This window comes from Kangiella sp. (assembly GCF_014762745.1).
Classification (GTDB): domain Bacteria; phylum Pseudomonadota; class Gammaproteobacteria; order Enterobacterales; family Kangiellaceae; genus Kangiella.
Window position 1 is genome coordinate 17,649 of the sequence record NZ_JABURJ010000134.1, and the last position, 15,101, is coordinate 32,749.

12 protein-coding genes and 1 pseudogene are annotated in these 15,101 nt (G+C 45.6%); 8 read left to right on the forward strand and 5 right to left on the reverse strand.

Annotated elements, in window-relative coordinates; all coding sequences use genetic code 11:
• Positions 1-46 precede the first annotated feature (46 nt).
• The 3 genes from HUJ19_RS11675 (at position 47) to ubiA (ending at position 2,867) form a co-directional block, all read left to right on the forward strand.
• Entirely contained in the window at positions 47-949 is a 903-nt protein-coding gene (locus tag HUJ19_RS11675; RefSeq protein ID WP_290624375.1) for a hydrogen peroxide-inducible genes activator, read from the forward strand.
• A 62-nt stretch (positions 950-1,011) separates the two neighbouring features.
• On the forward strand, positions 1,012-1,569 hold the full coding sequence (locus tag HUJ19_RS11680; RefSeq protein WP_290624376.1) for a chorismate lyase: 558 nt from the start codon (positions 1,012-1,014) through the stop codon (positions 1,567-1,569).
• Positions 1,570-2,000: 431 nt separating this feature from the next.
• On the forward strand, positions 2,001-2,867 hold the full coding sequence (gene ubiA, locus HUJ19_RS11685) for a 4-hydroxybenzoate octaprenyltransferase (protein ID WP_290624377.1): 867 nt from the start codon (positions 2,001-2,003) through the stop codon (positions 2,865-2,867).
• On the opposite strand, the gene plsB is transcribed toward ubiA, so the two are convergent.
• The 3 genes from plsB to HUJ19_RS11700 are packed head-to-tail and all read right to left on the reverse strand — an operon-like array spanning position 2,823 to position 8,222.
• Complete coding sequence (gene plsB / locus HUJ19_RS11690) at positions 2,823-5,375, reverse strand: glycerol-3-phosphate 1-O-acyltransferase PlsB (RefSeq protein ID WP_290624378.1); 2,553 nt, start codon at positions 5,373-5,375, stop codon at positions 2,823-2,825. The two genes, ubiA and plsB, sit on opposite strands and share 45 nt — an antisense overlap.
• A gap of 25 nt (positions 5,376-5,400) precedes the next feature.
• Positions 5,401-6,627, reverse strand: coding sequence for a pyridoxal-dependent decarboxylase, exosortase A system-associated (locus tag HUJ19_RS11695; RefSeq protein WP_290624379.1), 1,227 nt, complete (start codon positions 6,625-6,627; stop codon positions 5,401-5,403).
• A 29-nt stretch (positions 6,628-6,656) separates the two neighbouring features.
• A complete protein-coding gene (locus tag HUJ19_RS11700; protein ID WP_367274018.1) occupies positions 6,657-8,222 on the reverse strand; it encodes an acyl-CoA ligase (AMP-forming), exosortase A system-associated in 1,566 nt (521 codons plus the stop codon).
• Between the two features lie 158 nt (positions 8,223-8,380).
• On the opposite strand from HUJ19_RS11700, the gene HUJ19_RS11705 reads away from it, so the two are divergent.
• Positions 8,381-9,508 (forward strand): VanZ family protein, encoded by a 1,128-nt coding sequence (locus HUJ19_RS11705; protein WP_290624381.1) that lies wholly within the window; start codon positions 8,381-8,383, stop codon positions 9,506-9,508.
• A gap of 657 nt (positions 9,509-10,165) precedes the next feature.
• On the opposite strand, the gene HUJ19_RS11710 is transcribed toward HUJ19_RS11705, so the two are convergent.
• Positions 10,166-10,702 (reverse strand): hemerythrin domain-containing protein, encoded by a 537-nt coding sequence (locus HUJ19_RS11710; protein ID WP_290624382.1) that lies wholly within the window; start codon positions 10,700-10,702, stop codon positions 10,166-10,168.
• 465 nt (positions 10,703-11,167) lie between these two features.
• Here HUJ19_RS11710 and HUJ19_RS11715 point away from each other — a divergent pair, with 465 nt between their 5' ends.
• The 4 genes and pseudogenes from HUJ19_RS11715 (at position 11,168) to HUJ19_RS13085 (ending at position 14,245) form a co-directional block, all read left to right on the forward strand.
• Positions 11,168-11,830, forward strand: a complete 663-nt coding sequence (locus HUJ19_RS11715; protein ID WP_290624385.1) for a DUF3050 domain-containing protein — start codon at positions 11,168-11,170, stop codon at positions 11,828-11,830.
• Positions 11,831-12,285: 455 nt separating this feature from the next.
• On the forward strand, positions 12,286-12,963 hold the full coding sequence (gene rpe / locus HUJ19_RS11720; protein ID WP_290624383.1) for a ribulose-phosphate 3-epimerase: 678 nt from the start codon (positions 12,286-12,288) through the stop codon (positions 12,961-12,963).
• 335 nt (positions 12,964-13,298) lie between these two features.
• Positions 13,299-13,877, forward strand: coding sequence for an aminodeoxychorismate/anthranilate synthase component II (locus tag HUJ19_RS11725; RefSeq protein WP_367274019.1), 579 nt, complete (start codon positions 13,299-13,301; stop codon positions 13,875-13,877).
• 9 nt (positions 13,878-13,886) lie between these two features.
• Positions 13,887-14,245, forward strand: a pseudogene (locus tag HUJ19_RS13085) (GIY-YIG nuclease family protein).
• A gap of 123 nt (positions 14,246-14,368) precedes the next feature.
• Here HUJ19_RS13085 and crp read toward each other — a convergent pair.
• Positions 14,369-15,004, reverse strand: coding sequence for a cAMP-activated global transcriptional regulator CRP (gene crp / locus HUJ19_RS11735; protein WP_018623521.1), 636 nt, complete (start codon positions 15,002-15,004; stop codon positions 14,369-14,371).
• Positions 15,005-15,101 lie beyond the last annotated feature (97 nt).

Sequence of the window (15,101 nt, forward strand, 5' to 3'; positions counted from 1 at the left end):
TGTTCTAAAATACTGAACATAAGTCACGAACTTTAGGGTGTACCCCATGCTTTCATTCAAACAGCTCACTTATGCTCTGGCAGCCGAAGAAACCTTACACTTCAAGAAGGCAGCCGATAAATGCCATGTTAGCCAGTCCGCTCTAAGCACAGCCCTTAGTCAGCTGGAAGAGCAGCTGGGGGTACAGATATTCGAGCGTGATAATAAAAAGGTGCTGGTAACACCGATTGGCCGCGAGGTATTAGATAGAGCCCGTGAGATCGTGGCGCAGGTCAATTCATTGCAAAACCTGTCTTCCAGTCTGAAAGAACCATTAAGTTTCCCCTTGTCTGTTGGGGTGATTCCGACCATTGCGCCTTATTTATTACCCAAAATGTTCCCTATTCTGAACCAGCGCTTCCCTAATGCAGAGCTGAGGATTGTCGAAGAGCAATCTCATGTGCTGGTAGATAAGGTGCGTAAAGGGGAGCTGGATACGGCGATACTGGCGCTACCTTATGACTGCAATGGGCTTTTAACACTTGAGTTCTGGCAGGAGGATTTTTTCTGGGTGACCTTAAAAGGTGATAAATACAGCCAGCAGAAGGAAATCACCAGCGACGAGATGATGCACAGCAACCTGATGCTGCTTAAAGAAGGACATTGCCTGAAGGACCATATTCTGGATGCCTGTAAATTAAGCGAAGAGCAGACCGAACATGGTTTTGGCGCAACCAGCCTCAACACTCTGATACAAATGGTGCTGGGCAAGCTTGGAACGACACTGATCCCGGAGATGGCATTGGAACAGCTCATTTCGCAGAATAAAGAATTAACTGCCGTGCATTTAAAAGAACCGGGTCCGCATCGTCGTATCGCCTTTATTATCCGCCCAAACTTTACCCGCCTGTCCAGTGTGGAAGCCTTAAAAGACGTATGTAAAAATGCGCTGGCGGATAAGAGCGCTTAGCAGTTGGGTAATGTGATTGAGATCCAGTACAATGACTCCACTTTAGTTTAGGCTGGCAACTGATGAATTGTAACGATTGGCAAAACGCGGATGATGCCGCGATAAAGGAACTACCTTTTTATGTCGCCGAATGGCTTGCAGAATTTGGCTCCCTGACCGAAAAGCTATCGCGTTATGTGGAACAGGTAAAACTGGATGTCTTGCATGAAGGCACTGGTATTTTAACCGCGGAAGAGGCTGCGGCATTAAATACAGAGGGTGAAGTCAACTGTCAGGTTCGAGAAGTCGTTCTATACGGCCCGAATAATCCGTGGATCTTTGCCAGAACCAGTATGCTATTTAGTAGCAAACATCTGATTGAAAAGCTCGGCAATAAGCCGCTGGGCAGTATCCTGTTCTCCGATGAAGAACTAAGGCGACATTTCTTACAGGTTTGCCAGTTAAATGAAAGCAGTGAGCTGTATCAAAGTACTATTCGTTATTTGGAAAAAGAAAAGCTAATAACGAATAACTCGCAACCAAAATTGTGGGCAAGACGTTCGCTGTGGAAGAAGAAAGATAAAGATGACGGCATGTTGGTGTGTGAAGTGTTTTTGCCGGATGCGCCGTTGTATCGGTAATATTTATTTTATCTCTGGTAAGAGTTAATGCTTTGTCACGGATATATGAATAAGGTCAATTTAAGATTTCGCCCCTCGGCGACCTTCTTTTTCTTGTGTGCGCAAGAAAAAGAAGCGTAAGTTAATGCATATAGCTGATATACCATTAAACAAGTAAGAAGGTTTCATAGACCACTAGAGCTAGTGGCTAGCACCAAATAACCGATTAAAAGTTAGCCGAAGTATTCAAAATTATAGTGTAAATTGGGTAAGGATGGCCCAATTTAGCAAATTCGAAACATGGATGTTTCGTTTTGCGGCACGTTAAGTGATTTTGAATAGTGAGGGAAGCGCAAAGCGCCTAACTTTTAGGGCGAGTTTTTTGGTTCGTTTTTTGCTCGTCCAAAAAATGAACATAAGAAAAAATTTATATAAAGAGTTGCAACAAGGGGATGAACTTGAATAAAGACAAATGGCACCAGTATGGGTTGTTGATGCGGTTGGATAAGCCGATTGGCACTTTCTTGTTGCTATGGCCGACGCTGTGGGCGCTGTGGATCGCGGCGGAGGGTTTGCCGCCGCTGTGGATTCTGCTGGTGTTTTGTCTGGGTGTTTTTCTGATGCGTTCAGCGGGTTGTGTCATTAATGATTATGCGGATAGGGACTTTGATGCGCATGTGGAGCGTACACGTGAGCGTCCTTTGGCGCAGAATAAGGTGACATCGCGTGAAGCGTTAGCGCTTTTTGTGCTACTGGTGTTAATTGCTTTTGCTCTGGCGCTGACCTTGAACTGGTTTGCGGTGAGCTTAAGCTTTGTGGCAATTGGTCTGGCTGCCACTTATCCCTTTATGAAGCGTTACACTTATTTCCCGCAGGTAATTCTGGGAGCTGCTTTTGCCTGGTCAATTCCGATGGCGTTTGCTGCAATTCAAGATGAGCTGCCATTAATTGTCTGGGTCATTTATACCTCAACGGTTTTGTGGGTACTGGCCTACGATACCTTGTATGGCATGGTGGATCGGGAAGATGATTTACGGCTGGGTCTAAAGTCTACCGCTATTTTGTTTGGTGAGATGGATCTGGTAATGGTGGGGACCATACAAGCATTATTCATGATCGGCATGTACTTAGTTGGCGAGCAGTTAGAATTTGGAATCTACTATTATGTATGCTGGATAGTTGCAGCAATTTTGATAGGAATCCAAATGTGGCGTTGTCGTACCCGTGACCGACAGGAATGTTTCAACGCCTTTTTGAACAATAATTATGTTGGATTAGTCCTCTTTCTTGGGATCGTCCTGCACTACCAATTTGGCTGAAGATTCAGGTTCAGGAAGAATCTGATCACGAGCCTTTTGGCGTAGACTACGAGAGGCCTGCTGCAAACCTTGCTGTACTGGCACGCTGAGTAGGCTCAGGATACTGTGATATAGCTGCTTACAGCTTTCGGTAGCGCGCATACCGATCCCTTCTCGGTGTTCAACCCAGCCCTGTTCTTTTAGCACTTTGACCTGAGTTTTAAATAAGTTCTTATCGAAAAATTCAGGGGCATTAATTCCGTATAGGGCCGCGATACGTTGCGCCAGCTTCTGACTTTCCTGTTCCAGTTCGGCGCGGTGAATAACCTGTTCCGGTTGCAGGCTGAACAGAATGGTTAAGCTCATGGCATAGCGCTGAAGAGCAGGCTGTACTGCCTGGGCAAGTAGCATCAGGCGTGACCATTGCGGTGCTTCACTGTCTGCTGGAACATACTCATTACCACGTTTGAATATCAACTTATGATCTAGCATGGTCTGGATTAGCTGTTCAGTGCGTTGCTCAAGTTCTGCGATATCCCAGCGTACATAGAGTTCCTGATGCAGGAAAGGATAAACCGATTTTACCGCATTGATGATATGGTCATGGGAAACATCATCGTGCCGTTGGAAGATAGAAGCAATCAATGAGGTCAAAGCAAAAACGTGCAGAATATTATTGCTGTAATAAGTGGAAAGAATGGCTTCGTCACCTTCAATTGAAATCACATCACCGGCCGGATCGTTAATCTCCTGAACCATGCCCAGCTTCTGTGCGGTTTCCAGTAATTCAGAGCCACTTTCTTCGGGGATGTTGATGTGTTCGCTATAAGGCGCCTGTCTGGCAAAAGTCATCAGCAGATCAAGGTGATCGATGAGTTCCTGCTTGTCCATGGCAAGGCGAGGAGTAGCCAGCAGGGAAAGACTGACCAGGCACACGCTATTCAGGCTGACTGCTGCGTTAATTCTACGATTAATTTCATCGCCGAGATCGACCACAAAGTTAGACAGCCAGTCAGGACGAGCCTGTGCCTGACCCTGAAAATTGCTCCAATCAATATCCTGCTGCTTTAAGTAATCTACCAGTGGCAATGGCTGGCCAAAGTTTAAGTAAACCTTGCCGTAAAAACGCTTCAGTGCTTTGCGCACACCTAACAGCTGACCTACTGATTCTTGCTTTTTGGCGTGGCCGCGCAACTCGCCGACATAGCTTTTGCCTTCGAACATGCGCTCATAACCGATATAAACCGGCACGAACATAATCGGACGGCGAACACCACGCAACATGCTTTGCACGGTCATTGCCAGCATACCGGTTTTTGGTGTCAGCAAACGACCGGTTCGACTACGACCACCTTCCTGGAAATATTCAACCGGAATTCCTTTGTTAAATAAGCGGTAGAGATATTCGTTGAAGACGGCGGTATAGAGTTTATTGCCACGGAAACTGCGGCGAAGGAAAAATGCACCGCCACGACGTAAAACCGAACCAATCGGCCAGAAGTTCAGGTTAATGCCGGCAGCAATATGCGGTGGCACTAGACCTTCATGGTATAGCTGATAGGACAATAATAAATAATCGGCGTGACTGCGATGGCAGGGCACATAAACCAGTTCATAATCTTTTGCCAATTGACGCACTTCTTTGAGATTATGGACTTCAATGCCGGCATAAATCTTGTTCCAAAGTCGCGTCAGGAAAGTGGATAAAAAACGAATCATGCGAGGACTGAAATTGGCGGCAATTTCTTTAACGTATTTGCCGGCCTGCTTTTCAATCTGGGCACGAGATTTGCCGGTTTTTTTCATCTCACGTTCAAGCGCATCCTGCACCAGATCGGAAGCGACAATACCATCAATCAAGTCACGGCGATTTTGCGTACGCGGGCCTACGGTAGCAACCCATTGACGATTGAAGTGAACACGTAAAATACGGCTTATTTTATGGGCGGTTTTTTCAGGGGCATTATCTAAGTTCACCTGCCCGGAATTAAGCGCAATCGGCTCACCGTATTGAACCAGACATTGGCGTCCCATGAACAGCAGAATAAAGAATTTTGCAATGCGGCCAGACTGCTCTACGTTTGACATGAAGTAGCGAAGGAAAGACTTCTCCTTGCCCGGATTACGTCCCCAATAAATGGAAACCGGAACCAGCTTAAAAGATTTATCGGGATTAGCCTGTTGTGCCTGAACCAGTTTTGCCAGCGACTGCTTATGAGCTGCATTGACTTTGCTGCGACGAAAAATGCCGGGACGATTATTCAGGAACAGACAGCTGCCAGACTCTGGAACCGCCAGCTTTTTATCGGTGGCGCGAGCAGAAGGCAACTCGAGCTGAGATGCCTGACGGCGTAATACTTCTATCGCCGTCATTGACTGAGTTCTTAACACATAAACAATGTGATCATCATTATGGAGCTCGAATTCTTTTTTGGGATCCGATGGTGCCCCCTGTTCACGAACCAATAGTTTTAATGGCAGGCGTAACAGCGAAACGGTCAGGTTTTTTAAGGAAGATGAAATCGACATAAAAATCTCAATTCGTGGTAAACAGTTAGAGCAGCAGCTCAACAGGGTGTGGGTGGCTTAAGAAGTCGCGCGGACTGGCAGTAAAGCCATAAGCGCCGGACTGAAAAACAACCACCCAGTCACCAATTTCTGCCTTCGGGAGTTCCATCTTGTTGGCAAGGATATCGAGCGGTGTACATAAAGGACCGACTATGTTCACCAGCTCGGTGTCAGATTGTTGCATACGATTAGCAATTGCAACAGGATAATTTTTGCGGATGACCTGGCCAAAATTGCCGGAAGCCGCTAGATGATGATGCAGGCCGCCATTGCAGATTAGATAGGTCTGGTCACGTGAAACTTTTTTATCGGTAATCTGGCAAACATAGATACCAGCATTGCCGACCAGATAACGACCGAGTTCTAAAATCAGTTCACAATCAGTGAGCAACTGTTGATGGTCTGCGATCAACTGGGTGAGGTTGTCGGCAATAGGTTCTAGATCAAGCAGTTGATCACCGGGAAAATAAGGAATGCCAAAGCCGCCGCCAATATTGAGGTGTTTCAGTGAGAAACCGTAGTCCTGCTGCAAGCGTTCGACCAATGCAAAAATACTGTTATGTGCGGTGATGATAGAACCAGAATTCAGGTTTTGAGAGCCGGTGAAAATATGCAGGCCCATGAACTTCAGCCGGGGATGTTGTAGCAGTTCAAAAACCTGATCAAGCTGTTCGACGTCAATGCCAAACTGTTGTGGCCCGCCGCCCATCTTCATGCCTGACGATTTCAATTCAAAGTCAGGGTTCAGGCGTAATGCGACGTTCGCATAGCGGTCATGGCTATCGGTAACCTTGATAATTCTTTCCAGCTCGGTAATCGATTCGACATTAATGGTGATGCCGGAAAAGATCGCCATGGTCAGTTCCTGTTCCGATTTACCGGGGCCAGCAAAGCTAATTTTAGTTGGTGCAATGCCGGTGGAAAGGGCGGTGTGTAATTCTTTGCCCGAAGCAACATCAAGGCCATCGACCAGCTGCGATAAATGGTTAACCACCGCCGGCATCGGATTGGCTTTAATGGCGTAATGCAAACTGACCTTTGGGAAAAAGCTGCGCAGATTGTCGACGTTTTGCCTGATTACCGAGCGATCGTAAAGATAACAAGGGGTCTGTCCTGCAATAGCCACAGCTTCATCAATCGTATGGCCGCCAATGACCAGCTGGCCATCACGGATGGAAAATTGATTCATGTCAGCATGTGTTTTGGGACTCATTGGTTCAGACCTTATTCTATCGGACTTATTTAATGGTAAAGTTTAACGGCAAAGTCAGTTTGTAATTGCTGGCGATCAATTTTGCCGTTGGGATTGCGCGGCAGCTGCTCAACAAACTGTATGTACTTGGGTTGCATATAATTGGGCAGTTGCTGTTGGCAATAGCGTTTCACATCCCTCTCGGTGAGCGCCTTATCTGTTTTGATTAACAGCATGATTGCCTGCCCCAGCTCTTCATCAGCCAGGCCAATTGCAACGACTTCGGCAACGCCGTCCAGCTGATAGAGGCTTTCCTCCAGTTCAGCGGGGCTGATGCGATAACCTGAACATTTTATCATATCGTCCTTGCGACCGATAAAATAGAGCAGGCCGTCTTTATCGCGACGCACCGTATCGCCGGACCAGACCGCCAGTTCAGGCAGGTAATTTGCTGTTTCGCCAATCGGCTTAAAGCGTTCAGCGGTCTTTTCTGGCGCATTCCAGTAACCCAGACTGACATGGACACCACGATGCACCAGCTCGCCCGGCTCATCCACATCGCATTCAGTGCCGTCCGGTCTTAAAACCAGCACTTGTGCATTGGGAATCGCCTTGCCAATAGAGTCGGGGTGGGAATCGACCAGTGCTGGCTCAAGGTAGGTGGAGCGAAAGGCCTCGGTCAGGCCATACATCAGATAAGGCTCGGCATCAGGTAACTGAGCTCGTAATTGCTGTAATGTCGCTTGTGGCATGACGCCGCCACTGTTAGTGAAATAGCGTAAACAGTGTGCTTCATCGGGCCATTCCAGTTTTGCCAGTTGAATCCACAGCGGGGGCACGGCGGCCAGTCCTGTGATTTGATGCTTGGCAACTTGACGAATCACATCGCGTGGCAGCAGATATTCCATCAGAACCACAGTGGCACCAACTAACAGCCCCGTTGTGATCTGGCTCAGGCCATAGTCAAAACTTAGCGGCAGAACGGCAAGGATTTTGTCTTCAGAAGAATTATGTAAGTACTGACTGACGCTCTGTGCCCCGGCAATCAAGTTGCGGTGTGACAGGCAGACGCCTTTTGGCTGGCCGGTCGAGCCTGAAGTATAAAGAATGGCGGCCAGATCCTGATCGATTACCGAATGAGCTGGAGCAGTGAATTGCTGTGGTGACAGCTCGGGCCAGCGATGCTGCTTTACGGACAATGGGTGAAGATTATCTGTCAGCTCATCGACAAGCAAAAGATGCTCAAGATCAGAGCACTGCTGTAAAGCTTCAGCCGACAGCTTGGCTCTTTGCTGGCTGGTGATAAGCAACCGGACATTGCAATCGCGCAGAATATAAGCCACCTGAGCAGGCTTCAGTACCGGATTAACCGGCACAAATACCAGTCCGGCGCGGCTGGCAGCAAGGATGCTAATAATCGTTTCAACCTGCTTGGGCAGATAGACAGCAATCCGCTCACCTTTAGCGAGCCCCATGCTGAGAAGGGTCTGTGCGAGCTCATTAATGGCATGCTCAAGTTCGCTATAAGTCAGCTGACGTTTGTTATCGTCAATCGCGACTTTGTCCGCGAATTTTTGCTGGCTTGCAGTTACAATGGCATCAAGCTGGCAATACATGGTGTTACTCATTGGAAAGAATGCGGCTATTGTAGCTTTTTCAATGAATTACGTCAGCAATTGACGTGCAGCTATGTCACCATCAGTGCCTACACTACAAAAAGCTCAATCCGTCGTGATTTAAATCGAGCGAGAAAATACAAAAAGAAAAGGGTTATATGCGGCTAATCTGGTACATCGTTATTTTATTTATCACCTATGGGTCACTGTACCCCTTTGACTTTACGCTTAGTGGTGAGCTACCAGAAAACTTTTCCAGCTGGCTTTTCAGTTGGCACCATAGAACCATCCGTAGCGATCTGATTGCCAATATCCTGTTATTTATGCCTTATGGCTTTTTTGGCGCCCTGACCATTAAGGAAGAAAACCGTCGCTGGCCGATACTCTGGATTATTCTTACCTTTATTGGTGGCTTGCTGTTTGCGTTGTTTCTACAGATCCTGCAATTCTATTTACCCTCCAGAATTCCGGAGGCTGCCGATGCGCTGACCAATTCCATCGGCATTTTGATCGGCTTTGCGCTAGCGGGATTTACCAACAGCCAAAGAGTACAGCGCTTAATACCAAGAGGGATGCGCTTCCAGTTAACGCCAGCATTGCTGGTACTGGTTTTATGGCTGGCCTGGCAATTTTTTCCTTATATCCCGGTTTTTGAAGGCAAGCAGTTTGGCGATGGTCTGAGCCATATCGTGCGAAGTGGCTGGTCGCTGGACTTGTGGCTGGAAAGAGTGCTGTTCTGGATGGTGTTTTATTATGTTCTTGAGCGAGTGGTGGCTAAAAAATACAGTATGACGGTGATCATAGGCATCACCTTATTTGTGCTGATCATTAAACTGGCCATGTACCGCAGTCAGCTCGGCTGGAGCGAAATCAGTGCTGTGCCATTAGCGATATTGCTGCATGCCTATCTGGGGCATGGCGTGAAGGTCGCATTAATCAGCATTGGCGCAGCCACGCTGTTTATATGGCAAAACCTGCTTCCCTGGCAGTGGCAAACAGCCATCAACAGCTTTGAGTGGATGCCTTTTGATAACTTCATGACCGGAAGCACCTGGAATAATCTCAGTGCCTTACTGCGAGAATCCCTGCTACTGGCCGCATTTGGCTACTTCCTCGGCAAATGGTTATCCAGTTACAGAACCGCAGGCACTGTGTTGACGGTTTTCGTGGTTGCTGTAACTGCAATACAATTCTTCATCGCCGGCAAGCAGCCCGACAGCACCTCGATTGTAATGGCGCTGGTATTGGCCATCTTGTTCCAGAGGCTGGCAAAGATAGCACCTTGATTTAATGGTGCTTATGAGACTGACTAATGCAAGCAATTAATATCAAGAGGTATTCGGCTTGCACCAATAAATACCCCTTTTGATTGAGTTGAGTAAGAGCCTAGTCATAGCAATTCAAAACAGGATGTTTTGAATAATAAAATTCGGGCCAGTGACCGAAGGAATCCCTTTAGGGAGACGGAACGTATTTTATGGTACCCAAGGGGGCAGACCCTGCGTTAAGTGGCTAGGTGAATACGAAAGAAGTTTCGAGAAGCGAAACCTCAATCACGGGGTGGTCTTCTTTTATGAAGTACATCCTGTACTTCACCCTTCGGGCTAGCTTCGCTATTCAAAATCGTTCCTGACGATTTTGTGGTTACTTAGAGCAAGACAAATTTGTCTGGAACAAATTCGAACAGCGGAGTGAAGCGACGCTGGCTTTAGTGGAGTAAAAGGATGTACTCCGTAAAAGTAACTCGCTGAGAGGCGAAAAATTTCCAGAAGGAATGACTGAATTAAGAATCATTGAAGTTTTAGGAGGCAGGAACCAGTGCTCTCCAACATGTATAGTAAAAATTAATAATCAAAGGGTAGTGTTAGATTCATAATAAAAAACACCTGACCGTGATAGGAACCTGGTCAGGTGTAAAAAGGGAACTAATGTTTAATGAAAAACTAGTCAGGCTGATACAGGGTATAAAGCTCATTTTCTTCTAATGACACTCGGTGGGTTAGAACCTTACCCACAGTTTCAAAATCCTTCTTAAAAGACTCTTTCTGTTCAGCGGTAATAATGGGTTTCGAATAGGTTTTGCAGAATCGGATAACCGCTTGTGCAATATCATTCATTTCATTTCGGAAGTCTTTAACCAGATCCATGCTGGAAGAATCATCAGACAGCTTTTGCTCAAGGTAAACATAAAACTTCACGTTTTCTTTGAGTAAGTGTGCTTGAAAATCACGTTTGAACTGGGTTACGAGATCGGCAAGCTTCTGTCGGTCATTAGCTTCAAAGCCTTCCGTCCAGATACGGCCATAAAGTGCCACGAGATGATTATGATCCCCTTTCAGGTTATCAATCAAATGGGGATCATAACTGATACCGTAATGATTACGCTTCTTGGTGAAATCAACTTCTTGGATTGGGTTTGGCTCTCGAGTATCGACAGGCTCTGGCCGATCACGAAAAAAGTTCTTAATAAAACCAAACATGGTGCGACTCCTCAGCTATATGTGAAAGTAGGAACAAAATATTATCTTTTTAATCTCTTTAGTAGACACTAATTATTGATATATATCAATAGCTTAGAATGCAAAAATGACCACTAGATCAATGCATAAATGCATCAAGAAAAATAGTATTTTTTATGCATGATTTATAACAATTTTGTTAAAAAGACATAGAAAAGTGATAACCATTTCATAATCCCTACAAATAACCCTTTGCTACATATGGTTATTTTGCCAAGTGTATGATTATTTAGGGGGGCATAGAAAAACTGTAATAAAAATAAGCAGTTAATGCATATCTGCATTTTTCGAATGTCAGATAAGGTAAAAAATTTTACAACTATAGCTGAATAAAGGAAGGAAATTATGATTGAACAAAAACTCTCACCATTAAAGCAGGCCTTATCCCACCATAAAGCCTATGGATTACTTAATTAGACGAACAATATTCGTCCCTATATGGAATATCACGTCTACGCAGTTTGGGACTTTATGACTCTGTTGAAGGCCTTGCAGCGCCGATTGACCTGTGTGGATATTCCGTGGCGTGAATCCAGTTATCCGACTGAGGTAGTGCGCTTCATCAATGAAATTGTGATCGGTGAAGAAAGCGATCTTGACCAGAATGGGCATCCAATAAGCCACTACTCTCTTTACTTAGAAGCCATGCAGGAGGTAGGTGCTGATGTTGCGAAAGTGCAGCAGTTTGTTGCCTCATTGGATACCAGTATTATTCCGGAAGGTGCTCGTGAATTTGTTGAGTACAACTTGAAGCTGGCTAAAGAGGGAACTGATGAAGAAGTGGCGGCTGCCTTTTTATATGGGCGGGAAAAATTGATCCCAGAAATGTTTACCGGCATCAAGGAAGCGTTAATCAGAGAGAACGCTGACTGCCCAACCTTAATCTATTACCTTGAAAGGCATATTGAGTTAGACGGCGATGAGCACGGCCCGCTGGCCGAAAAATGCCTGCAAGCCATCTGCGGAGACGACAAAGACAAATGGCAACGTGCATTAACCGTCGGCAAAGAGTGCTTACAGATGCGCGACGCCCTTTGGAACCAGGTCGAAAAAGCCCTGGTACAAAAATCAGGAATAAAAGCTGCGTGATGCAATTAGTGAATAGTCTATTGGCACGTAGAAATAGACTGATGGAATGTATGTTTAGCACCAACACCCCCTTATATTGAGCTAAGACACGTACAAAATATAGCAATCAAAATCTTGGATGATTTTGATAAGAATTTTCAGCACAGGGATGTGATGTAAATTCTGGTGCGTTAAGTATTTTGGGAGTGGCGCAGGGAGTCACGCGAAGCGTGGCCTCAATATCGGGGTGGTCTTCTTTTGACTACTTTTCTTGACCACGCAAGAAAAGTAGTTCGCTGAGTAGCGAAATCAGTAATATAGGATTGTTCAGAATGAGCAGACTATGATGGCTTTTTGTTAAACACAAATGTGAGACTTCTAAAGCCTCTAAATAGACGAATAACAATTACTCTATCCATTAGCACTTAAAATCAAGTTTAGTTACAATGCGTTAAATCCATCCAATAAGTGCTGATATGAAAGATATCGTAATCGCCCCCTCCATTTTATCCGCAGATTTTGCCCGCCTTGGCGAAGAAGTTGAAAATGTTCTAAAGGCCGGAGCTGACTGGGTTCATTTTGATGTGATGGACAATCACTATGTTCCTAATTTAACGATTGGCCCTATGGTCTGCGAAGCCTTAAGAAATTATGGTATCGAGGCACCGATTGACGTGCATTTAATGGTTGAGCCAGTGGATAGAATCATTCCGGATTTTGCAAAAGCAGGCGCCAGCTATATAACCTTCCACCCGGAAGCGTCAAAGCATGTTGACCGCACCATTGGTTTAATCAAGGAGCAGGGTTGTAAGGCCGGTGTCGTGCTCAATCCTGCAACGCCCTTAAGTGTTCTTGATTATGTGATTGAAAAGCTGGATATGGTGCTGTTAATGTCGGTTAACCCAGGTTTCGGCGGCCAGAGTTTTATTCCGCATACTTTGCAGAAATGTCAGCAAGTACGCCGTTTGATTGATGAGCGCGGCCTGGATATCCGCCTCGAGATCGATGGTGGCGTTAAGATAGATAATATTGAAGAAATCGCAGCCTGTGGTGCGGATACCTTTGTTGCTGGTTCAGCAGTGTTTAATGCCGATGATTACGGCAAGGTGATCCACACCATGAAAGAAAATGCAGCCAAAGGGCGTCTTGGCTAGTTCTTAATGAATCATCATTTGAAAGATAAGCGTCAGCTTGTTAGGTTGAGTCTATGAGAAAAGTTTGGTGGGTTTTAGTAGCGCTGGTGGTGGCAGCATTCATTGGCCACTACATTTCAGATCAGTCTGCCATTGACCAATGCCTCGACTCTGGGGGCAGCTATTTTTATGATCAACATTACTGTTCAAAAACAGAAACTTATACCGGCTCTACTAACTATATCGCAAATCACCTAGGCTTCATCATCCTGCTGGTATTAAGTATCGCCTTTGCGATCGGTGCTTATTTTATCAAGGCACCAAAACCGTTAGTAGGCAAACATAAACGTTTGCTGATGATCGATAACTATGACTCATTCACCTATAACCTGGTGCAATATTTTGCTGATCTTGGATTGGACGTGCTGGTCAAACGTAATGATGAATTGACAGTTAAGGAAGCTAAGGAAATCAATCCAGACTATATCGTCATCTCACCTGGTCCTGCGACACCCAATGAGTCAGGTATTTCTCTGGCCGTCATCGAGGAATTAGCGCATGACTATCCGATCCTCGGAGTCTGCCTGGGACATCAGGCCATGGCGCAGGTATTTGGCGGTAAAATTGTCCGCGCCAAGCAGGTCATGCATGGTAAAACCTCAGAAATTTTCCATACCAACAAAGGCGTCTTTAAAGACCTGCCCAATCCATTAGAAGCAACTCGCTACCATTCACTGGTAGTAGACAATGAAAGCCTGCCACAAGACTTCGAAGTCACCGCCTGGACCGAAGACGAAGAAGGTGAGCTTGAATACATCATGGGCATCAAACACCGCAGTCTCAAACTGGAAGGCGTGCAATTCCATCCCGAATCGATCATGAGCCAGCATGGCCATCAAATGTTGAAGAATTTTATCCTAGAATATCGACATTAGAATCAAAGCATGAATACACAAGGATGTGTTTATATTCTAGCCTCGAAAACTAAAGGGACATTCCCTAAAGGGACTTCCTTTGGTCGTATACTGGAGTCACCAGTAATCTCCTTCAAAGAGTCTGGCAACATAAGCAGGAACAAGTTAAAGGTTTCACACAGAAGTATGATGTGAGAAGACTGGTGTATTATGAAGTCATTGAAGATATTGTGTCCGCGATTACTCGCGAGAAACAGATTAAGAAATGGAACAGGGCTTGGAAGATCAGGCTGGTTGAAGAGATGAATCCTGAGTGGGAAGATTTGTATTATAAGTTGATTGGTGAATCCATGATAACCGTTGATAGCGTAGATCAATTAAAAGGTTAACTACCCAAGGTGTTTTGAGATTACATACATGATTGGGTGGTGGGCTTGGTAGAGCAAAACAGTCTCCCAACAAAAAAGCCATGTGTCTCCACATGGCTTTCTTATTATAACTAACCAGTAAAACTAGCGTGCTCCGAAGATCACCATTGTTTTACCTTTCACATGAATATGGCCTTCTTCTTCTAGCGCTTTGAGTACGCGACCAACCATTTCACGCGAGCAGCCAACAATACGGCTTAGCTCCTGACGGGTGACTTTAATCTGCATGCCGTCTGGGTGGGTCATGGCATCCGGCTCTTTGGCCAGTTCGAGCAATGCATGCGCCACGCGTCCAGTAACATCCAAGAAGGCCAGGTCGCCAACTTTGCGACTGGTTTTGCGCAGACGGGTTGCTAACTGAGTTGCCAGGCGGAATAGCACGTCTGGATTTTCGCGAGTCAGCTGACGGAATTTATCGTAGCTGATTTCGGCTACTTCACATTCTGATTTGGTGCGAACCCATGCAGTACGATCGTGGTCGTCAGTAAACAGACCCATTTCACCAAAGAAATCACCTGGATTAAGGTAAGCAAGTACTAGCTCACGACCCTCATCGTCTTCAATTAAAACAGTTACAGAGCCTTCGAGCAGAAAATAAAGTGTATTTGACGAATCGCCGGCATAAATCAGAGTGCTTTTCGCTGGGAAGCGACGTCTTTGACAATGGTTGAGGAACCATTGAATGGTCTCGTCTTGTGCCAAATGATATGGTAGCGCCATGAAGTCGTCCTATTTTATTGTAATCTAATGAAAATATAGCATGAAATCTTAGTCATGTACCCCTTCAAAATCAAATTTGTTGTGGCACTATATAGCC